Source organism: Paenibacillus sp. MDMC362 (assembly GCF_003269305.1).
Lineage (GTDB): Bacteria > Bacillota > Bacilli > Paenibacillales > Paenibacillaceae > Paenibacillus_AQ.
This window is the reverse complement of the sequence record NZ_QLYT01000016.1, coordinates 179,721-199,755: the sequence shown is the minus strand read 5'-3', so window position 1 is coordinate 199,755 and position 20,035 is coordinate 179,721. Positions and strand designations below refer to the sequence as shown.

At 48.8% G+C, this 20,035-nt stretch carries 22 protein-coding genes and 1 pseudogene; 16 read left to right on the top strand and 7 right to left on the bottom strand.

All coding sequences use genetic code 11. The features are described 5' to 3' along the window. Positions 1 to 195: 195 nt before the first annotated feature. The 7 genes and pseudogenes from DP091_RS31560 to DP091_RS08620 form a co-directional block, all read left to right on the top strand. A complete protein-coding gene (locus DP091_RS31560) occupies positions 196 to 333 on the top strand; it encodes a hypothetical protein (RefSeq protein WP_220091163.1) in 138 nt (45 codons plus the stop codon). Beyond that, positions 334 to 693 carry an Ig-like domain-containing protein gene (locus DP091_RS08645; RefSeq protein WP_258394448.1) on the top strand — a complete coding sequence of 120 codons (360 nt, stop codon included), beginning with the start codon at positions 334 to 336 and terminating at the stop codon, positions 691 to 693. Between the two features lie 210 nt (positions 694 to 903). Next, a complete protein-coding gene (locus DP091_RS08640) occupies positions 904 to 1,440 on the top strand; it encodes an S-layer homology domain-containing protein (protein WP_306438101.1) in 537 nt (178 codons plus the stop codon). Between the two features lie 182 nt (positions 1,441 to 1,622). Next, the gene (locus tag DP091_RS08635) at positions 1,623 to 2,495 is read left to right on the top strand and encodes an SMI1/KNR4 family protein (RefSeq protein WP_113057943.1); all 873 of its coding nucleotides are present in this window, start codon (positions 1,623 to 1,625) and stop codon (positions 2,493 to 2,495) included. A gap of 199 nt (positions 2,496 to 2,694) precedes the next feature. Further along, the gene (locus DP091_RS08630) at positions 2,695 to 3,435 is read left to right on the top strand and encodes a Bax inhibitor-1/YccA family protein (RefSeq protein ID WP_113057942.1); all 741 of its coding nucleotides are present in this window, start codon (positions 2,695 to 2,697) and stop codon (positions 3,433 to 3,435) included. 192 nt (positions 3,436 to 3,627) lie between these two features. After that, positions 3,628 to 5,106 (top strand): protein adenylyltransferase SelO, encoded by a 1,479-nt coding sequence (locus DP091_RS08625; RefSeq protein ID WP_113057941.1) that lies wholly within the window; start codon positions 3,628 to 3,630, stop codon positions 5,104 to 5,106. Between the two features lie 209 nt (positions 5,107 to 5,315). Then, positions 5,316 to 5,579: pseudogene (locus DP091_RS08620) on the top strand (aminoglycoside phosphotransferase family protein); the annotation flags it as partial. 4 nt (positions 5,580 to 5,583) lie between these two features. Here DP091_RS08620 and DP091_RS08615 read toward each other — a convergent pair. Both DP091_RS08615 and DP091_RS08610 read right to left on the bottom strand, forming a co-directional pair. Beyond that, entirely contained in the window at positions 5,584 to 6,459 is an 876-nt protein-coding gene (locus tag DP091_RS08615) for an SDR family NAD(P)-dependent oxidoreductase (RefSeq protein WP_113057940.1), read from the bottom strand. Positions 6,460 to 6,476: 17 nt separating this feature from the next. Next, complete coding sequence (locus DP091_RS08610) at positions 6,477 to 6,872, bottom strand: MerR family transcriptional regulator (protein ID WP_113057939.1); 396 nt, start codon at positions 6,870 to 6,872, stop codon at positions 6,477 to 6,479. Positions 6,873 to 7,078: 206 nt separating this feature from the next. Between DP091_RS08610 and DP091_RS08605 the strand changes: the two genes are divergently transcribed. Beyond that, the gene (locus DP091_RS08605) at positions 7,079 to 8,215 is read left to right on the top strand and encodes a VanZ family protein (protein ID WP_113057938.1); all 1,137 of its coding nucleotides are present in this window, start codon (positions 7,079 to 7,081) and stop codon (positions 8,213 to 8,215) included. A 187-nt stretch (positions 8,216 to 8,402) separates the two neighbouring features. Here DP091_RS08605 and DP091_RS08600 read toward each other — a convergent pair whose 3' ends face one another. The 4 genes from DP091_RS08600 to DP091_RS08585 all read right to left on the bottom strand — a co-directional run bounded on the left by DP091_RS08600 (position 8,403) and on the right by DP091_RS08585 (position 13,447). Continuing rightward, the gene (locus DP091_RS08600) at positions 8,403 to 9,566 is read right to left on the bottom strand and encodes a glycoside hydrolase family 18 protein (protein ID WP_113057937.1); all 1,164 of its coding nucleotides are present in this window, start codon (positions 9,564 to 9,566) and stop codon (positions 8,403 to 8,405) included. A 6-nt stretch (positions 9,567 to 9,572) separates the two neighbouring features. Continuing rightward, entirely contained in the window at positions 9,573 to 10,664 is a 1,092-nt protein-coding gene (locus tag DP091_RS08595) for an acyltransferase (protein WP_113057936.1), read from the bottom strand. 30 nt (positions 10,665 to 10,694) lie between these two features. After that, complete coding sequence (locus DP091_RS08590) at positions 10,695 to 12,047, bottom strand: glycosyltransferase family 2 protein (protein ID WP_113057935.1); 1,353 nt, start codon at positions 12,045 to 12,047, stop codon at positions 10,695 to 10,697. Positions 12,048 to 12,532: 485 nt separating this feature from the next. Continuing rightward, on the bottom strand, positions 12,533 to 13,447 hold the full coding sequence (locus DP091_RS08585) for a phosphatidate cytidylyltransferase (RefSeq protein ID WP_100541225.1): 915 nt from the start codon (positions 13,445 to 13,447) through the stop codon (positions 12,533 to 12,535). Positions 13,448 to 13,553: 106 nt separating this feature from the next. On the opposite strand from DP091_RS08585, the gene DP091_RS08580 reads away from it, so the two are divergent. From DP091_RS08580 to DP091_RS08555, 6 genes are all read left to right on the top strand, one after another. Continuing rightward, on the top strand, positions 13,554 to 14,090 hold the full coding sequence (locus DP091_RS08580) for a hypothetical protein (protein WP_113057934.1): 537 nt from the start codon (positions 13,554 to 13,556) through the stop codon (positions 14,088 to 14,090). A gap of 233 nt (positions 14,091 to 14,323) precedes the next feature. Continuing rightward, complete coding sequence (locus DP091_RS08575) at positions 14,324 to 15,073, top strand: class I SAM-dependent methyltransferase (protein WP_113057933.1); 750 nt, start codon at positions 14,324 to 14,326, stop codon at positions 15,071 to 15,073. A 76-nt stretch (positions 15,074 to 15,149) separates the two neighbouring features. Then, a complete protein-coding gene (locus tag DP091_RS08570; RefSeq protein ID WP_113057932.1) occupies positions 15,150 to 16,097 on the top strand; it encodes a helix-turn-helix transcriptional regulator in 948 nt (315 codons plus the stop codon). A 64-nt stretch (positions 16,098 to 16,161) separates the two neighbouring features. Next, positions 16,162 to 16,704, top strand: coding sequence for a DinB family protein (locus DP091_RS08565; RefSeq protein ID WP_113057931.1), 543 nt, complete (start codon positions 16,162 to 16,164; stop codon positions 16,702 to 16,704). Positions 16,705 to 16,718: 14 nt separating this feature from the next. Then, positions 16,719 to 17,165 carry an EVE domain-containing protein gene (locus DP091_RS08560; protein ID WP_258394441.1) on the top strand — a complete coding sequence of 149 codons (447 nt, stop codon included), beginning with the start codon at positions 16,719 to 16,721 and terminating at the stop codon, positions 17,163 to 17,165. A gap of 132 nt (positions 17,166 to 17,297) precedes the next feature. Continuing rightward, positions 17,298 to 17,798: a cupin domain-containing protein gene (locus DP091_RS08555; protein ID WP_113057930.1), complete on the top strand. Its 501-nt coding sequence runs from the start codon at positions 17,298 to 17,300 to the stop codon at positions 17,796 to 17,798. A gap of 91 nt (positions 17,799 to 17,889) precedes the next feature. Here the strand turns inward: DP091_RS08555 and DP091_RS08550 are convergent, their stop codons facing one another. Continuing rightward, positions 17,890 to 18,234: a DoxX family protein gene (locus DP091_RS08550; protein WP_113057929.1), complete on the bottom strand. Its 345-nt coding sequence runs from the start codon at positions 18,232 to 18,234 to the stop codon at positions 17,890 to 17,892. A gap of 113 nt (positions 18,235 to 18,347) precedes the next feature. Between DP091_RS08550 and DP091_RS08545 the strand changes: the two genes are divergently transcribed. Both DP091_RS08545 and DP091_RS08540 read left to right on the top strand, forming a co-directional pair. Then, complete coding sequence (locus tag DP091_RS08545; RefSeq protein ID WP_113057928.1) at positions 18,348 to 18,872, top strand: Crp/Fnr family transcriptional regulator; 525 nt, start codon at positions 18,348 to 18,350, stop codon at positions 18,870 to 18,872. A gap of 120 nt (positions 18,873 to 18,992) precedes the next feature. Next, the gene (locus tag DP091_RS08540; RefSeq protein WP_113057927.1) at positions 18,993 to 20,009 is read left to right on the top strand and encodes an SDR family oxidoreductase; all 1,017 of its coding nucleotides are present in this window, start codon (positions 18,993 to 18,995) and stop codon (positions 20,007 to 20,009) included. The last annotated feature ends 26 nt before the right edge of the window (positions 20,010 to 20,035 follow it).

Here is a 20,035-nt window from a genome sequence, read left to right as displayed (position 1 = left end):
TATGTAAAATGACGATGTTCATGGCAGGAGTTACTATTTTGAAAGAAATGGACGATATACAATTAGAAGGACGATTAGATCTTGTCGATACTGGTAGTTCACATCCTATGGAATATGGCGTGAACCGCGATATATCCGGTACGTACATCATTTGATAGATCAAGGAACAAAACCACACATTAGGGGAGGAATATTATGTATTTTGGCAAGAAAATAGGGCTGTTATCTCTAATCGTATCTATTGTAGCGGGGCTGTTATTTCTCAAGCCGACCGGTGTAGTCTATGCATCGTCTCCGGCATCCACGATCGTGGTTGCCGATACGGCGCTATAAATTGGTGAGACTTCACAGGTGACGATCACGTTCTCGGAAGCGGTGAGTGGCTTTACGCTAGCAGATCTGACAGTAGCGAATGGCACATTGAGCGGTTTGAGCTCGTCCGATGGCGGGGTCACATGGACGGCGACGTTGACGCCAGTCATCGGCATCACAGATGCAACCAATGTCATTACACTCGACAACACGGGAGTACAGAATGCGGCAGGTAATACGGGAACGGGTACCACCGATTCGAACAATTACGCAATCGATACACTGAGGCCAACAGCTACTATCGTAATTGCCGACACGGCGCTAAAGGATGGCGAAACTTCATTGGTGACAATCACGTTTTCGGAAGCGGTATTAGGCTGACTTTAGCTTACGACACTGCTAGCTTAAAGAGCGATCAAACAGCGGCCGTCTTTTATTTTGATGAAGTGAAAAAGGCATGGGTGAATGTCGAGGGCGGCATGATACAGGCGAATTATATATCCGTAGAGGTCAATCATTTTACGAAGTATGCAGCACTCGTAGTAAATAAAGCCAACGGAATGCCCGTAATCGACAAACCCGACTACGGAAATTTCCTTTACCGATATTTCCGGACATTGGGCCGAAGTTAGCATTAAGGAAGCGGTACGTGAGGGTATCGTGACGGGATATCCGGATGAAACGTTCAAGCCGGGCAACACCGTGACGCGTGCAGAATTTTCCCTCATGCTGATGAATGCGCTGAAGTCGACAGATGCTGGAGCGGAGTTGATATTCACAGATACGGCATGGATCGGTGACTGGGCTAAGAAGGCAGTTTCGCAGGCCGTCCAGGCTGGCATTATTCAAGGCTATCAGGATGGCTCTTTCCGTCCAAATGCAAAAATGACGCGCGCTGAGATGGCGGCAATGATTGCGAATGCGCTCGAGCTATCCGCCAAGGACATCCCAGCAACCTCTTTTTCAGATGACAAGGCAATTCCTGATTGGGCGAAAAGCTCTATTGAAGCGCTGAAGGAACTTGGTATTGTTAAGGGAATAGGAGCAGACGAGTTCAATCCAAGCGCTCAAACCACGAGAGCAGAGGCCGTAAACGTTCTGATGAACATGTTAGGTCTATCCAAATAAAGTTTAACGACAAATACAGAGGACACCGATAGTGTCCTCTGTATTTGCATTGAACGTAATAAACCGCAGGTGTGCATGCTTGTTGTCATATACTCGATCAGGTCTCCGGCTTCCATGCTGGAGAGGGCTATGCTGGAATGGTATAATTTCAGAAAGGATGAATAGAGTGGGAGGCATGAACGATGAGTGAGGAGCTTTTGGAGCAGCTGGAAGAGTGGCATGAAGAGGACGAGTTTGAAGAAATCGTAGATGCGATTTCGGAGATCCCGGAGGAAGAGCGGGATTATGCGCTGATCAGCCATTTGGGCCGAGCGCTGAACAATCTCGAACGTTACGAAGAGGCGGTTGAGCAATTTCTGTCCATTCAGGAAGAGGGCAAGGACGATCCCTTATGGCATTACCGCATTGGCCTTGCTTATTACTATTTGGAGCGGTATGAAGATGCTCGGAGAGCGTTTGAAGTGGCCGATCACCTGGATCCTGGCGATGAGGATACGCTGGAGTTTCTGGAATGGATTCGGAACAAAACGGCTTCGAAACCTGTTAAGGAGCCCACTGCGGTGTCTTATACGGACCCGGATGTGCTGAATTTCTGGGATGATGGCGCGCTTGAGGCAGATCAATACGTGTCGGCTCCGCCTACGGATGAATTGATTGAATCCGTGGAGGAAGCACTGGTCTTCAAGCTTCCCGCATCTTATATTCAAGCAATGAAATTACATAATGGCGGGATTCCCCGGAACCGGAGGTTCCCTATCGGAGATGAAGCGCAGGATTATATTGAAATCACAGGTATTTTGGGCATTGGACGAGAGAAGAAAAAATCATTGTGCGGAAGCCTGGGCAGCCGCTATATGATCGAACATGGCGGATACCCGGAGATTGGTGTGGTCATTTGTGATTGTCCTTCCCAGTCTGAGGTCGTGATGCTGGACTACCGTTCATCCGGGAATGACGGTGAGCCCGAAGTCATCCATGTGGACAAGGCCAATGATTACAAAACAACTCGCCTTGCCGCCAATTTCGATGCTTTCGTTGGCGGCTTGGAACAATAACATCAGCATAAAATGAATTAAGCATCTCCTGGATGGGGGATGTTTTTTCTTTGGATATGTAAAGATGGGGTTTATATTAGTTCTCCCGATGATCCATGTATGTTTAGAACACTTTGGATGATGCAATATTTTTCGTATCCTAAAATATTCCAACCTATGCTAAAATGGATACAAAAAAGAAAGTTAGGGAGGCATTTAATTGATAGGGCGCAGTGGAAATCCGACACTAAACGAAGAAACATTTGAGAAGAGTGGGTATTACAACGGCCAGGAAACGATGACGATTGGCGGAACGGTGAACAAATCGTTCATGCTGCTCGCGCTGCTGATCGGGGCAGCGGTCATTTCATGGGCTATGTACTTTAACGGGTATGATGTATTCCCGTTCATGCTCGGGGGAGCCATTGGCGGCTTTGTTCTGGCGCTGATCATCAGCTTTGTGCCGAAGGCAGCCCCTTACTTGGCACCGATCTATGCGATTGTGGAGGGATTTTTCCTCGGGGCATTATCCGCTCATTATGAATATCTGTATTACGGAATTACATTACAAGCGGCTTTACTGACAATGTGCATATTCCTCGGTATGCTGCTCGCTTATAAAACAGGTCTGATCCGGGCAACCGCAGGCTTCAAAAAGGGTATAATTGCAGCAACCATCGGCGTTGCGCTTGTATATCTGTTTAGCTTCGTTCTGGGCATGTTCGGTGTGGCGGTGCCTTACTTGCACGACAGCACTCCGATCGGCATCGGAATTTCGGTTGTCATCATCATTATTGCAGCCCTTAACTTCATACTCGATTTTAACTTTATCGAAGAGGGAGCGCAGCAAGGTGCACCCAAATATATGGAATGGTACGGCTCTTTCGGTTTGTTGGTTACGCTCGTATGGTTGTATATCGAAATTATCCGGTTGCTGGCGAAGCTGGCGAATCGGGATTAATATCTGGATCGGTACGGTCAAAATCGCTGTCGAGGCATTCTCGACAGCGATTTTTTTTAAGATATCAGAAAGTATATGGCCTTTGAACCAGCAGAATAATAAATTTCCTTCAGTAAACCCTACAAAGAGCGACTTGTGTTTAAATAATAAGTAGATACTGTCAACATCATACTGCATGAAGAAGGAGATCCCATGACCAATAAGAAAGCCATGATCGATATAGGTTGGAATTTGGATAACAGTTATGCCAAGCTGCCGGAGTCCTTTTTTACCAAACAAGATCCCACGCCCGTGCGCTCACCGGAGCTGGTAATCCTTAATGAGACGTTGGCGGCATCCCTGGGCTTAAACGCCGAGGGGCTGAAGAGCCCAGAGGGTGCAGCGATCCTCGCGGGCAACGAGATACCTGAGGGGGCATCGCCGCTCGCACAGGCTTATGCCGGGCACCAATTCGGTTATTTTACGATGCTGGGCGACGGCCGTGCGATCCTGTTGGGTGAACAAATCACGCCGCAGGATGAGCGTATGGATATTCAGCTTAAAGGCTCGGGCCGAACCCCATACTCCCGTGGAGGAGATGGTCGGGCGGCTCTGGGTCCGATGCTGCGCGAATATATCATCAGCGAAGCCATGCATGCGCTGGGGATTCCGACTACCCGCAGCCTGGCGGTGGTGTCCACCGGACAGCCTGTTACTCGTGAGAGGGATCTGCCGGGTGCGGTTCTGACCCGCGTCGCCTCGAGTCATGTGAGAGTGGGCACGTTTCAATACGTAAGGGGAGCGGGTACAACCGAGGATCTGCAGATTCTGGCGGACTACACCCTGCGGCGGCATTACCCGGAGGCTGACGTTGGTGGCGGTGCCAACCGTTATCTGATCCTGCTTCGGGAGGTCATCAAGCGTCAGGCCGCTCTAATCGCCAAGTGGCAGCTCGTCGGATTTATCCATGGGGTGATGAACACCGATAATATGACCCTCAGCGGCGAAACGATTGATTATGGCCCTTGTGCCTTCATGGATACCTTTGACCCGAATACGGTATTCAGCAGCATCGATTCACAAGGCCGCTATGCCTATGTGAACCAGCCGTATATTGCGGCTTGGAATCTCGCAAGATTGGCAGAATCCCTGCTGCCACTGCTGCATGAAGAAGAGGAACAGGCGGTCAAGCTGGCCGAAGGTGCGATTGGGAGCTTTACCGATCTGTATCACGAGCAGTGGCTTGCAGGCATGAGAGCCAAGCTTGGGATCTTCCATGAAGAGGAGGATGACGAATCCCTGATCGAGGATCTCCTCAAGATGATGAAAAATCATCAGGCGGATTATACCAATACCTTCCGCGCGTTAACGTTTGACAAGCTGGAGGATACGCCTCTAAACGGCACATCCGAATTGGCTTCCTGGTATGAGCGCTGGCAGGCGAGACTTGGCAGCCAGCAGGAATCGAAGGAGCAATCCCATCAATTAATGCGCAGCAGCAATCCTGCGGTCATTCCCCGGAACCATCGGGTGGAGGAAGCGCTGGAAGCAGCGGAGCAGGAGGGGGACTACAGCGTGATGGAGCAGCTGCTTCATGCGCTGTCCGATCCATATGCGCATTCGCCGGAACAAGCAGAATATGCTATCGTGCCTGAGCTGTCGCGTCCTTACCGAACCTTCTGCGGCACGTAAGAATAGCGGAAAGTACCAATAACGAGCATGAATCGGGTGCTATCACAAAAGCCCTTGGACTGGTGTCCAAGGGCTATTCATCGTATGGCTATTTTATTCGAGACCTTATTCAACATCATAGCAGAGACGAAAGAAACAGTCTATATTTTTGCCCGGAAATGCCATAGAGTGGGGGAGCCGGCAAAAACAATGAAATGGAGCGGGGTTTCATGAGTTGGACTTGTCACCTCGATGAAAGAGATGTCAGGGAGTATGTCGGAAAGGTTTTGGGTACCGGTTATGTTGTGGCGGATGTCACGAAGATGCATGGCGGGGCGCAAAAGGTTGTCTATAAAATCCAGTGTCAAAATGGATTCTCCTGCGTGTTGTATGTGTGGGACTTGACGAAGAATTACTTTCAGGAAGAAATAGGGGACGAAAGTGAGCATGAGCGATCCTTTGGCGGGCATGCGTTCGAAATCAATAACAGATGGCACCTTAACTCTGCTGCATGGGTTTAAGAAATGGCGGTAAACTCGTAAACTCCTGCCTATAAATCCGTTCTACCATGCCAAGCACCTCCGTACCTTGGCTCGAGAACTTCAAAGGCGTTACTTTCCCCTTGTTGAGAAAGACTCCCGTCGAATGTGGGGAACTCCCTAGCGCTGCTTCATATAGACGTGAAGCTCCTTCACTGGGATGAGAGAAGAACAGGTGGCGGATCGGGATCATAAATTTTGGCATCCCGGCGTTATTGGTGATGGTTGTTTTATTTGCTCCCGGACAGACACTCCGGATCATAATGCCATCCTTCTGTATGGAATTGGCGATCTCCTGAGTCCACAACGATAGCGCTAATTTACTCGCAGCGTAAGGTCCAACCAGCTTTTTGAACACGGTAGGGGAAGCCAACGTATGGTAATCGAACTGTTTGAGATACAGCAGCGCATTGGAAGACGTATTGATTACCGTCTTAAAGCTTCCCTTCCCAAGAAGCTCTTTCAGTTCCATTAAGATGATATAAGGGACTACGGAGTTTACTTCAAAATGCATTTCGCGCCCTTGTTTGGAGAAGGATAATTCACCAAAGGAGACACCTGCGTTATTAAACAGCAGGTCGATATGGTCCTCGTGTTTCTTGATCTGATTCAGCGAGGCTTGGAGATCCGTGAAATCCGACAAATCGGCCGTGTATATTCTCAGCTGCTGTGATCTAAGGCTATCTTGCACAAGGGAATCACTGGATGGAAAGGCGGAACGGATCAAGGCGATGACGTGCCAGCCTTCGGATAACAATCGCTTGGTTAGCTCCAAGCCAATGCCGGAGCTTGCGCCCGTGATCAAGGCGACTCGATTATTTCTTTTATGTTTCATGTGTCATTCTCCTATACTTAAAATTCTTCGCTGGTTGCCATATCGGGATTAAGCAGGGACTGATTATGGTTTAACTTGTCATCGATGAACCGCAGAATGCGCTGCAGGTCCGAAATCTGATCGGTAATTTTCAGACGATAGTCCCGAAGCATGGCATTAAGTTCCGGAACGGATTGAATATTTTCCTTAAAGGGAAGATGCACATATGCTTTCATATCCTCCAGTGACATTCCTGTCTTCTTTAGGCATGTGATGAGTTCCATAATTTCGGCATCCTTTATGTGATATACACGATGGCCATTATCTTTCCTTTCGGGAGGAGGAAGGAGTCCGATCTTCTCGTAATGGCGAATGGCATCCTCAGTCAAGCCGGTTCGTTTAGATACTTGTTTGATGGAAAATGTGTCTCCCATGTTGGCACCTCTTTCTGCAGCAGCGCTTGGTTTGCCCTATTATCGTACAACTTGGTGTTAACACCAAGTCAATATCGATTTTATTCACAATCATGTACGTCTCTGTGCCCTTTGATGAACTGGATCATAAAGTATTGCCGGATCAATCTTTTGGAAACACTTATATAAACACTAAAGACTAGCTGCTTCTAGAAAGGGAGAAAGAAATGCAAGCCTATGTATTGCCTGTTTTCATTGCGCTCTCCATATGTTTTTTACTAGCATCCTTTCTGACGCTCCCTTGGGTCGTTTATCAGTATCGTAAGCATGGATACTTTAGCTTTTGGAGAACATTACTTATCTTAAGTTTTATCTTTTATGGATTAAGTGCTTTCTTCTTAGTGATTTTTCCACTCCCCAGCGCTCGGAATAATTGCGCTTCAATGGATCCCGACACGATATTCACTCAATATCGTCCTTTTCAATTTATACGGGATATTCAACGGGAAAGCGGATTTCATTGGACGGCCCCTTCGAGTTATATCCATTTGTTAACAACGCGGGCCTTTTATCAAATGTTTTTTAATGTTTTGCTTTTGTTTCCTTTAGGTGTGTTTCTGAGGTATTTTTTCAAGGGGAAAGCAAAATGGTTTCATGCTGCTCTTATTGGCTTTGGGGTTTCGCTTTTCTTTGAAATAACCCAACGAACCGCTTTGTTTGGCTTTTATGAATGCCCCTACCGTATATTTGATGTAGATGATTTGTTGACGAATACGGTTGGGACTTTACTTGGCTTTATACTCGCCCCCATGTTTTTGGTGTTAATACCATCGCGGGAAACCCTTAGTGAGCAAAGCCACTTCTTTCACAACCAGAGAAAAGCAACCTTTGGTGCCCAGCTCATGGAGGTTCTTCTAAATATTATGATTGCCAGAGTGATAACCGGCTTTATATTCGGGTTGCTGAAGAGTCCAGGATTACTTGTTGACGAGATCATCTTTGCCATTGTTTTCTTTGTGTTAATGGTTGTTATCCCTGTGATTTGGAAAGGAAATACGGTGGGTTCTAAGATCGTTCGCATGAGATTACTTCCGGAAAAGGGGAATTGGATAGGAAGTTTGAGCCGACGTTACGCCATTGTCTATTTGCCTTTATTGTGTTCAGCCTTATCGGAGATATTTTCCAATCATATGGGTGAAGATCTTCTAGCCAACCTTTTTACAATTGGGGTGGTTTTCCTTACAGGTCTGTTATGGTTCTTCATCCTATCCCATATCGTGATTAGATGGTTCAAAAAGGACAAGGTTCTATACTTTAATCGATACAGTCACATAGAGGCAGTTAGAATCACGGGTGAAAAGTGATCAGGCAAGATCTTTAAACGTCCCACCAGGCTCTCACGGGAGTCTGACAGAAAATATATAAAAAAGCCGATGATCCGCATTCGACTGCGATAATCATCGGCTTTTTGCGACAGGGGCGTGTTGACGCTAGGCGCATACCCCAGTAAAGATGCCGTTAAGGAGATAACTTTAGAAAAGGTACTGAATGTTACCGCTTGTCGTCTTGCTGCCTCTCATTTAAATGCTCCGTCAGATACTTCACGATGCCATCCTCCGCATCCTGGGAGTATTGCCAGACCATCGCTCCTCCAAGATTGTTACTCTGAATGTACGCCACTTTCTCCTTCAAGGCTTCTGTATCCTCGTAACTGATGAAGGTACTTCCGTCATAGAGGTAGGCGGCCTTCGCCTTGTTGTCGTAATAACGCGTGAAGCCGTTTTTGTTCAGGTAGGCTTTCTCGATCTGCTTATAATTGAGGTCCACCTTGTCGATGTCGATGGGCGTACCGGGAGCGAAGAGTCCGTCTTTAGTACCCTTGGCCTCTTTCACGTTTTTCCAGCCGTACGAATAAGCAGGGACGCCGAGCAGCAGCTTCTGGCTGTCGATATCATGGTCCAGGTACATCGAGATAATTCCATCAATGGAGTGCTTGGATTTCCCCTGGCTGTCCACATACAGATTGGAGTTGAAGCCGGTGGTGTCGGACCACTTGCCTGTCAGGTCGTAGGTCATGACGTTGATGTAATCCACGTATTTCTCCACTTTTTTGACCTCGACGTTTTGGAAATACCAGTCCTGGGTTCCGGAGGCGAAGGTCAGCAGATATTTCTTGTTCTTGTGAGGCAGCTTGTACAGCTTCTCGCGCAGCTCCTTCATCAGATTGGTGAAATTCTTCGTATCCTCCGGGCGCGCTTTCTGCGTATTCCAGGCATGGAACGCCGGATACTCCCAGTCGATATCCACGCCGTCCAGATCAAGCTCCTTGACCAGGTTGATGATGCTCTCGGTGAAGAGGTACCGGTTGCCGTCCAGCGAAGCGTCGGAGAAGCCGTCTGCGCCGTAACCACCTATAGCCAGGACCATTTGGGTCTTCGGATTCGCCGCTTTCAACTGCTTGATGTTTTCTTTGATCTGGTTGTTGGTTGTGCTGTCTTCATGGAAATAGAGATCCGTTCCCTTAATCTTGGCAAAAGCGATAAACGCGATGTCCACGCCTTTCTCCGATAACTTGATGTTTCGGTAATCCTGCCAGGCCTCCACGTAGACTGCCGTGATTTTCCGGTCCTCCGCCGCGGAGATCTGATAAAAATAGAGACCCATGCCGGCAAGCAGCACCACAATGAATATTTTTGTATATATCGTTATTCTCATCGTCCTTTAACCTCGCCCGCCAAATAGAATGTAGGTTGCCGTCTTGCTTAGGTTCAGCACCTTGACGGTGATGTAGCTGATGGCGAAGATGATGGAGATATTCACGATCAGACTGAGGGAGGCTTCCAGGAATGTGGCTTCAACCTCGGTTCGGCCGGATAACATCATCTCGACCAGCAGGTGAATCAGATAGATGCTGAAACTCGCCCGGGAGACCGAGCTGATCAATTTCTGGATTTTATGGTTCACTTGATCGCTGATTCGGGCCTCCTTCTCCTTAAAGAAGATAAACAACCCGACAGCCATGAAGAACGTGGTGATCGAATAGTTGCCGTAGAACATCTCATCCAGGACACCGCTGCGCAGCGAGACGAAATAGGTGGCCACCGGCGTGATAAAAAACGAGATGATGCCCACATTGTATAGGATGTTTTTGGCTTTGAGCGGCAGTTCGAAATGAAAGAGATAGTACCCCAATATAAAATAGCCGAGGAAGCCCATGAAGAACGGGATGTTCATGATCGGAATGTTGATGTATTGATCCGTTGCACGGAATACGGCATCCGAGATGAAGCGATAGGCGATACTGACGATGAACCAGAGGAGCAGATAATACCGGAGATCCTTCTCGCTGCAGGATTTGATAAATTTGCTCATCAGCGGCACCGTCATGTAGATGGCGATAATGGCGTACAGGAACCACAGATGCACATAATTCCGGTCGGTCAGCAGCCGATACCCGAAGTCAACAACGAACTCATAGGCATTCAGCTTGCTTCGCATCAAATAGTATTGATTATACAAGCCATAGATGAGCGACCAGGTCAGAAGGGGAATAAGCAGCGGTACGACGCGCTTTGCATAGAACTCCCGGTAGGATGTGATCTTCGTGCGCAGGATCATCGCTCCGCTGATCATGAAGAAAACCGGCACGGCGAAGCGGGATATGGAGTTGAACCCGTTGCTGATCCACCAGGAGGAGGAATGGAAATCATTCGTGCTGGTCAGCACCTCCGCTGTGTAGTGCAGGATGATGACGGCAACAATGGATAGAATTCTTAGGATATCGACATAAATAATTCTTTTATTGGGAACCATGCTGTTTCAGGCAGCCTCCTTCACCTTAAGTTAATTCGATCCTGCGGCGATGTTCTGGCTGATGGCGGCCACGCCTTTGCGCTCCACGAAGCCCCAGCCTTCATCATTGTCAAAATATTTGAATGTCCCCGCAATGTTAATGTACAGCAGCAAATTTCGGTAGGTTAACAGCTCCGCTTGGCTGAACAAGAACATCTTCATATAATCGGAAAATGTATACGTACTGCCATATTTACGGCATAAGTACAGGGCGATCATGATCTGTGCCGCATTCAGCAGCACGCTCATCAGCAGAAAGAGGATGGCATGCAGGAGGTTTCCGCCAACGATCAGGGTCTGCCCCAGATAAAAAATCGTAGTAAACGCGGAAAGTGTCCCCAGCATAAACCCGTCAATCGCGAAGAACAGGCTCACGCTGACGCTGAATTTTCGGGACAGCCTGGACCAGTAGATGAGGATGCAGTCAATAAAGGCCTTTTGCCAGCGGATGCGCTGCTTATAGAAGTTGGATAGATTCTCCGGACATTCGGTATAGCATACCGCTTCGGGAGCGTAGACGAGTTTTTTCTTCAACTGATTGGCTTTGATGTACTCGTGGATTTTCAGCGTAATGTCGATATCCTCCCCGACCGTGCTGCGGAAGCCGTCAACATGAACGAGAACGTCTTTATAGAAGGCGCCAAACGCGCCTGATATCACCACGATGGAATTAAAATACGATTGCGTGAGTTTACGGACGTAGAAGCCGTGCGTATAATTGATGATCTGGCTCTTGATGAGCCCTCTTCCGCGAAACTTCTCAACGATGGCCCCGTTCTTGTCCCGCGCGGCGCCCTGTACAATTTTGACGGTACCGCCCAGCGCAATAATGTCGTCATCATGAAAATATTGATTCACATACTTGAGCGAGTCGGCTTCCAGCATGCTGTCCGCATCTAGCGTGATGACGATATCGGAGGCGGCATGATCGATCCCGGCATTCAGCGAATCCGCTTTTCCGCCATTTATCTTGTCGATAACGTAAATATGGCGGTATCGATTCGAGCGATAGAATCCTTTTATCGGCTTGTAGTTCAGCTTGTTGTCGGCCGATCTGTTGCCCGGCTCCAAATCCAGGAGCTCGTCTAGGGCGGATAAGGTTCCGTCCTTGGAGCCGTCGTTGATGATCATGATCTCATAGTTGCTGTAGCGCAAGCCCGCCATGGCATCGATGCAATTTCGAATCGTCAGCTCCTCATTGTAAGCGGGGACGAGCACAGAGATTGATTTTTCGACGAGATCCGGATTTAGCTGCTTCACCTTGCTGCACAGCAGCGGGATGAAGGTATACAGGGTTTGAAACACGAGAAATACGCCGGCTAATCCATAAAAAAAGTACTGCAAACTCCTCACTCCTCTCTTCTCTGACTCTCTTTGTGATGAAGACCAGTATGGTGCGCCTACTCTATTGGACTCGGGTAGGTATGCGCTCTCTATAGCCATCAATGTCAAGGGATAAAATTCAGGTATAAAGGGGTAATATCATCCATTTAAAACCTTTAGTTCCATATAAACCCATATGACATTCTATGTAATAAACTATCGTAATGGACTCCTAATTGTAAAACCGCTCTATAGAGCAAGAAAACGAATACATAGATGCTTTTCGAGGGCAGTCTCTGTTTTGGTTCCACTTTCTATATTTTAGGCGGCTAAAGCGATTTGGCAGGGGGTGTCCATGGATTCTGGAACAAGGATTCAGGGGTATTCGCACTAATAGGATTTCATGCATTGTAAAAAGCCATAACCAAGTTGAGCCTAGCTCGCCTGGTTATGGCTTCTAAAGGTTATATCGCCCCGTGCTGTACCTAAGGAATTGTCTGGCACTTCTACATAAAGTCGTAAAAGTAACGGATGAAATGAAAAAAGATCGGTGAGGTATAGGTCAGGCTGTCGACCCGGCTCAGATAGCTTTTCTTCAAGGCATCGAACCGTCCGTCATCCCCGATTAACAAATCGCGCTTCAGCACCGAAACCGTCAAGCTGCCGAAGAAGCCGCCGAGGCTGATCAGCATGCCGGACAGAAGGCCAAATGTCGGGCTGAGCGGCGTCAGATAGGGATAGATGAGATAGGAGCTCGCGGTGGTTACGATAAACGCGCAGGCAAAGCCTTCCCAAGTCAGATTGGGGTTCGAGGTGGGCACGATTCTTCGTTTGCCAAAATAGAGGGAGGCGATCGTGTGCACCACATCGTTCAGCTGCGTTAAGACAACGAGAAACAGCACCAGCCCTGCTCCATACTGGGGCGTGGCAAATTGGAAATAGGCCAGGTGGCTGAGCCCGAACACCATGAGCATGAGACCCCATTGGGTGGAGCTGACGCTGCGCATAAAGCCGACGGTGCCTTTGTTAATCAACCGCGGAAGCGGCAGCACCAGGAATACATAAATCGGAATAAACACGATAAACATCCCGTACCACTCGATGTAGATCCAATAGAATTGGACCGGTATGGTTAAATACGCCCATAGAAACAAACGGCGATCGGCTTTTCGCGTTTTGATCATCGAGAAATATTCTTTAAGCGTAAAGAAGGTTAACACCATAAGGGATAGCAGGGAAACCACGGGATTCAGAAGCGTGGCCAAGCAGAAGATGACCAGCATGCCCCACCAGGTTTTGATGCGAAATCCGACTTCGGTATAGTCGATATTCGGCTGCGTCTTGCTCATCACATAATAGAGCAGCTGGATGACCGACAAGACGGAGAATATTAGAATTAAGGTTAGAAGCGAGCTGTCCATATGCCTATCATCACCAACTTATCACGGGTATCATTCTTGTTCTACTAAAAGAATCATATGTTATTATGAAGGAATAATTCAATACGGATAAGGGGAAATTTCGTAAATGGTAGAGGATCAATCGGTCTTTATATTGCTTACCAATACCGGAACGCTCTTTACGAAAGTCATTCAGGGCTACACGAGGGCGCCTTACAACCATGCTTCGATCTCCTTTAATCGGGAGCTGTCGGAGTTATATAGCTTCGGGAGAAAGAATCCGAACAATCCTCTGAACGGCGGGTTCGTGAAGGAGGATTTGAAGACGGGAACGTTCAGTAAATATCCCAACACGACGTGTGTCATCTATGAGCTTCAGGTATCGGAACGCGACATTGCGAAAATGAAGCGGGTTCTGCAGGCTTTTATCCGAAAGGACAAAAAGTATTTTTATAATATATTGGGCGTCCTGGGCATCGCGCTAAAAGAACCGATCGAATTCAGCAACTCCTACTTCTGTTCGCAATTCGTGGCGGAGATTCTGCAGCGGTCCGGAGTCAGGCTATGGGATAAGCTGCCGGCCTTGGTGACGCCGGACGATTTTCGCCAAAGCGAGCGCCTGCAACTGGTCTATGAAGGGAAACTGAGCGAGTATGAGCCTTAGATACAATCCCGGATAACCCCGGTTTGCCTGCTCAGGCGAATGCGGGGTTATCTGTATATTGCAAATGCTCGCACGAGAGTTTCGCCGATCCGGTTAGGCGTTAGGCAATTAATGCTGGCTAATAGGTGAATGTTGCTATAAAATGGAATTAAAATGAAATAGGGTTTCATCTAGTGAGACAATAATGTCATTGTCTGGATTTCGCTTATATCTTGGATGGGAGCGTGGTTAGGATGAACAGCAAGGAACGGTTTTCGAATCGCGTCGATTCGTATACGAAGTATCGCCCGAGTTATCCGCAAGAGGTCATGGATTATTTGTATGATACGGTAGGATTGGACGGCGAGATTGCTGACATTGGCGCCGGGACGGGGATCTTCTCGAAGCTGCTGCTGAAACGGGGAAGTCGCGTGACCGCTGTGGAGCCGAATCAGGCGATGAGGGAAGCTGCCGAGTCGGACCTTGAAGGCGAGCCCGGCTTTCGAATGGTCTCGGGTTCAGCCGAAGAGACGGGACTGCCTGATCAATCAGTGGATCATATCGTGAGCGCCCAGGCCTTTCATTGGTTTGACCGTGATGCCGCCCAACCGGAGTTCCGGCGGATCCTGAGACCGGGCGGAAGGGTTGCCTTGATATGGAATTCCAGGCTCACGCAGGGAACGCCGTTCCTGGAAGCGTATGAGCAGCTGCTCCTTACCTATGGCACCGATTATAAAGAAGTGGATCAGAAGAACATTTCGCGTGAAACGCTGGCTGCTTTTTTCCGGGGAGGGGACATGAGAGAGGCGAAGTTCTTCAATCGGCAGACATTTGATTATGAAGGATTATGCGGCCGTTTGCAGTCGTCCTCTTACGCTCCGCTGCCGGGGCATCCGAACTACGATCCAATGATGAACGAACTGCGCACGATATATGAACGGAATGAGCAGGCTGGCTGCGTGTTTTTTGATTATGAGACGGAGGTGTACTGGGGAGAGGTGTAATAGTCCTCTGGCTCGGTTTCGCTGTTTGCAGAATAATAGAGCACCGGCTTTAATAATGGACGGGAGGTACAGCAGCATGAACAAGACAGACCGGATGCTGGCTATCGTGCTTGAGCTGCAGCAGCGAAAGGTTGTTCGGGCTGAAGATTTGGCATCCATATTCGAGACGAGTGTCCGGACCATCTACCGGGATATTCAGGCCCTTAGCGAATCGGGCGTACCTGTGATGGGAGCTCCCGGGCAAGGATACTCATTAATGGAGGGGTATTTTCTGCCACCGGTCATGTTCACGGTGGAGGAGGCTGTGACGCTGCTCATTGGAACGGATTTCGTCGAACAACGCTTTGACCCGGAATATGGTCTGAAGGCTCGGACTTCGAGCAAGAAGATAGAGTCCATTCTGCCGGAGCCTGTCCGCGCAGATGCTTGGCGGGTTCGGAAGACCATGCGGCTGCTCTCACCCGGCAACAGGGTAAGTTTAGGAGAAGAGAAGGATTATGTTGAAATCGTTCGGCGAGCCATCCTGCAGGAGCGGAAGGTCGAATTCCATTATGTGAAGAAGATGCCCGATTCTAACGGCAACAGGAAGAGTTTTCGCTCGGCAGCTCCTTATGGTCTGGCATTTCTCCAAGGCGCATGGACACTAATCGCATGGTGTGATCTGCGGCAGGGAATCCGCCATTTTAGGCTATCCCGCATGAAGGAATTGAAGGTCCTTGAGGAGCGTTTTGAGATGCCGCCGAATTTTGACTTGGAAGACTATCGACCTTCGGATGACCGTAACCTGCGGGTGCGGATTCTGGCAAATCCCGATATTGCGGATCGAGTTAAGGAATCCGGCAACTATTACATGGAGACATTAGAAGAATGCGAGGACGGATTGCTTGTGAGCTTTCGCGTTCGCCGGCTGGAGGAGATCATGCAGTGGGTGCTCGGCTGGGGATCGAATGTCGCCGTCCTTGAGCCGGAATCCTTCCGTGACCGGATCCGCGATGAAGCGGAAAAGATGTTAAAACGCTACTGACATGACGTTGTCAGTAGCGTTTTTGTATATTCGGTACAAAGACGATTTAAAGGAGTGGTTGATATTGAATACAACGGAAGCATTGCAGCAATTTGAAGTGACGGTGCAGGTCTATCTGCAGGAGCTGGATGGCTTCAGCATGGAGGAATTAAAGTACAGACAGGCAGAGGACGAGTGGTCGATCGGGCAAATGTACCAGCACTTGATTCAATCCGCGTTATACATGCATCTGCGAAATATTGAGTTATGTTTAAACCCGATTGGGGATGGACTTGCCTCTCCAGCGGGAAAAACGACAGAAGGTATGGCGATATTCGAACAGGGCAGTTTCCCGCCTATCCGTATTCAGGTTCCGCCGTCTCCCCAATATACACCGGAGCAGCCAGCAACCAAAGAGCAGTTGATTCAAGGCGTGGTAACCGTCATCCAACGAATGAGACAAACTGAGCCGATGCTAGCTGAGGCATCCCTGCAGCATACCGTCCCCCACCCGAGGTTTGGAGGATTGCATGCACAAGAGTGGTTTTTGCTTATCGAGATGCACTATCGGCATCATCTCCGGCAGCTGGACCGATTGAAACAGACTTTAGAGCAGCAGCGTGGATGATGGGAAGTCAGGAGGTGGTTACACGATTAGGAGATCGAACCCGTTATTGGATTGGAGTAGTATCCGAATCGCATGTGAAATTGGGGATGGAAGGGGGATTTGCCCAGCTATGTCACGGTAAATCGGCTCCACTGCGGCGTATGCGCAAAGGAGATTGGCTGATCTATTATTCTCCGCGCACCGAGATGAAGTCTGGGGAGGCGCTTCAAGCATTCACCGCAGTCGGCCAGGTTGTGAATGATCAAGTCTATGAGTATCCAATGACGGCATCATTCGTCCCCTACCGCCGGGATATCCGGTATGTTCCAGCTCAGCAAGTGAAAATAGCCTGCCTATTGGACCAGCTTAGCTTTACGCGAGGGAATCGAAATTGGGGGTATGCCTTTCGTTATGGGCATTTCGAGATCAAACGAGAGGATTTTCTGATGATTGCGGCGGCAATGTTGGGCGGTCGAACATGATACAAAAAAGAACGATAAAATCGCTTTGACCGTTCTTCATCATCCCTATTTTTAAGCAACTCGGTTTAAAAACGACTTGCCCCGGGTACTGGTACTACGAGTGCATCAATGAGTAGAAAGGAGCGGAAGACCGTGGAGGTACATGTCAGATCCTTTTTCGTGAAAGACGATGGAGAGGTTCCCAATAATCCCGATCTGCCGGTCATTGTATACAATGGGGTGTTCGCGGATGACCCGAGCGGCTTGGAGGCTGCCTTCAACCGGCACCACTGGAGCGGAAGCTGGGCAGGCGGCGTATACGATTACCATCATTATCACAGCAACACGCACGAAGTCCTGGGTGTGCGGTCCGGAAGTGCGACCGTCCTGGTGGGCGGCGATGCGGGAGAACGGCTGGAGCTTGCCACAGGCGATGTGATTGTCTTGCCGGCAGGCACTGCACATATGAAGCTCACCAGCACCCCTGATTTTGAAGTGATTGGTGCCTATCCCGAAGGGAATACGCCGAATATGAGGGAGCGGAACCCGACGGATCGGGCGCAGGCGATCAATGAAATCCGAAGCATGCCTGTTCCGGATATGGATCCTGTTTTTGGAGCGGAAGGGCCACTGCTGCATAAATGGGTGAAATAAAAGAATAGGGAAAAGAGGAAGAGGCTTGCACACGTCTGTTTGCAGACAGCATGTGTTGCCTCTTTTTACGGTGCAGATTTATTCGGAGCGACTACTGAAGAAGAAGGGTAACCGACAATACAAGCATGAGCAGGGCATTCAGGGCCATGAAGGGTTTATGCCTGGCCCGAATCAGATGGGCATGAATGGCTCCCACCATTAGAACCGCAAATAGAGAAGCAGCGTAGATCTTGTTCTCTGGAATCCAGAATGCTGATATCATCAAGACAATCCCCGCTGACTCCAGACCGGCAACAACGAACATCCCCCAGAGGGGGTATCGGTATTCGCTCCATTGCTGCACCATCGAGCGGGTGCGGAGAAATTTGAACGACGCGGAAAGTACAAACATACCGATCAAGATGCATTGAAATAAAATTACCCAAAGTGGTTCCATGTGATCCTCACTCCTTTGTTTTCTGGCGGCTTAACCTGTCGAGGATTAGTTTACACGCCACAAAACATCGGAGTATGTAGTCCAGAATACATAGCGAAAGGGAGAAACATGGCATGGAGATGATTAAATATCTATCACGGCTGGATCTGTTTCATGGACTTAGCGAAGAAGAGCTGCTGCAATTGAACCATGTGACGCCACTTGAAATCCGTAACAAAGGAACCGTGGTGGCCTCTCCTCATATGGTGCCGAAGGTACTGTACATCGTAAAATCCGGAAAGGTGCGGCTCTATAAGCTGACGGCAGGAGGGAAGGAGCTGACGCTTGATATTTTGGGCGCGGGGCATCTGTTTGGGGAAATGACATCCTTTCATACGGGATCTGCCATGTTTGCCGTCACGATGGAAGACTCCGTCATTTGTGAAATCGAGAGCCGTCAATTCCGAAGGTTGATCAGCGAACAGCCGGATCTGGCATTCAAGTACATTGAACTCGTAACTGGCAGGCTCAAAGAAATGGAAGAATTGCTGGAGTATATGGCTTACGGGAGCGTGCGACAACGTCTGCTATTCTTGCTGCACAAGCTGGCGGCCAAATTCTCACCGGATTTGGAGGCTGCATTAGCGGTGTGCAAATAACCAACTTGCTGCTGGTCAACCCCTTTTTGGAAATTGTAATGGCAACCGTGCCCATGCTATCGTAAAGGTTAGAAGGTCAAGTTTCAGGTCTTCTCATTATTGCTAGCGGAGGTGCAGTTTATGAAAGCGTTGTTTATTGGAGGAACCGGAACGATCAGCTCGGCGATTACGAAGCAGCTGCTGGAACAGGGATGCGAGTTATACCTGCTCAACCGAGGGAACCGAAACGACACATTGCCCGAGGGCGCACATATTTTGCAGGCCGATATTCATGACGAAGACCAAGTGGCGAAACTTATGGAGCCTCACGATTTTGATATTGTTGCCGACTTTATAGCATTCGAACCGGCCCATCTGGAGAGAGACTATCGTCTATTCAACGGAAAAACCAAGCAGTTTATATTTATCAGCTCCGCTTCCGCCTATCAGACGCCACTATCGGATTATCGCATTACGGAAGGCACGCCTTTATCCAATCCATACTGGGCCTATTCCAGGAATAAAATCGCTTGCGAAGACTATCTAATGAAGCAGTATCGGGAACATGGCTTCCCGGTAACCATCGTAAGGCCTAGCCATACGTATGATGAGCGGTCGATTCCACTCGGCGTGCACGGCAGCCAAGGAAGCTGGCAGGTTGTGAAGCGGATGCTGGAGAATAAACCGGTCATTATTCACGGGGATGGGACGTCTCTGTGGACGTTGACGCACAACAGCGATTTTGCAAAAGGATTCATCGGTCTGATGGGCAATATTCATGCCATCGGGGAGTCGGTGCATATTACCTCTGACGAGTCGCTCACCTGGAATCAGATCTACCAAATCATTGCGGATGCCCTGGGCGTACAGCTGAACGCGGTGCACGTGTCCTCGGAATTTTTGGATGCAACCAGCACGCAGGACTTTAGAGGTTCTTTGCTGGGGGACAAAGCGAATACCGTTGTGTTTGATAATGCCAAGCTCAAGCGGCTTGTCCCTGAATTCGTGGCAACCACCCGGGCGGATCAAGGAATCAGGCAAACGGTGAACTATATCCTATCCCATCCGGAGCATCAACGGGAAGATGAAGAGTTTGATGTGTGGTGTGACAAGGTTGTTTCGGCGTTGGAAAAGGCAAAGTCGATCATAACGGGGTAGGTGGGTTTTGGAGGAGAACGAATGGA

Bases quoted from the DNA above. Each gene is read 5' to 3' on its own strand.
- DP091_RS31560 (WP_220091163.1), top strand. From the start codon at position 196: ATGTATTTTGGCAAGAAAATAGGGCTGTTATCTCTAATCGTATCTATT.
- DP091_RS08635 (WP_113057943.1), top strand. From the start codon at position 1,623: ATGAGTGAGGAGCTTTTGGAGCAGCTGGAAGAGTGGCATGAAGAGGAC.
- DP091_RS08625 (WP_113057941.1), top strand. From the start codon at position 3,628: ATGACCAATAAGAAAGCCATGATCGATATAGGTTGGAATTTGGATAAC.
- DP091_RS08615 (WP_113057940.1), bottom strand. From the start codon at position 6,459: ATGAAACATAAAAGAAATAATCGAGTCGCCTTGATCACGGGCGCAAGC.
- DP091_RS08610 (WP_113057939.1), bottom strand. From the start codon at position 6,872: ATGGGAGACACATTTTCCATCAAACAAGTATCTAAACGAACCGGCTTG.
- DP091_RS08605 (WP_113057938.1), top strand. From the start codon at position 7,079: ATGCAAGCCTATGTATTGCCTGTTTTCATTGCGCTCTCCATATGTTTT.
- DP091_RS08600 (WP_113057937.1), bottom strand. From the start codon at position 9,566: ATGAGAATAACGATATATACAAAAATATTCATTGTGGTGCTGCTTGCC.
- DP091_RS08595 (WP_113057936.1), bottom strand. From the start codon at position 10,664: ATGGTTCCCAATAAAAGAATTATTTATGTCGATATCCTAAGAATTCTA.
- DP091_RS08585 (WP_100541225.1), bottom strand. From the start codon at position 13,447: ATGGACAGCTCGCTTCTAACCTTAATTCTAATATTCTCCGTCTTGTCG.
- DP091_RS08580 (WP_113057934.1), top strand. From the start codon at position 13,554: ATGGTAGAGGATCAATCGGTCTTTATATTGCTTACCAATACCGGAACG.
- DP091_RS08575 (WP_113057933.1), top strand. From the start codon at position 14,324: ATGAACAGCAAGGAACGGTTTTCGAATCGCGTCGATTCGTATACGAAG.
- DP091_RS08570 (WP_113057932.1), top strand. From the start codon at position 15,150: ATGAACAAGACAGACCGGATGCTGGCTATCGTGCTTGAGCTGCAGCAG.
- DP091_RS08550 (WP_113057929.1), bottom strand. From the start codon at position 18,234: ATGGAACCACTTTGGGTAATTTTATTTCAATGCATCTTGATCGGTATG.
- DP091_RS08545 (WP_113057928.1), top strand. From the start codon at position 18,348: ATGGAGATGATTAAATATCTATCACGGCTGGATCTGTTTCATGGACTT.
- DP091_RS08540 (WP_113057927.1), top strand. From the start codon at position 18,993: ATGAAAGCGTTGTTTATTGGAGGAACCGGAACGATCAGCTCGGCGATT.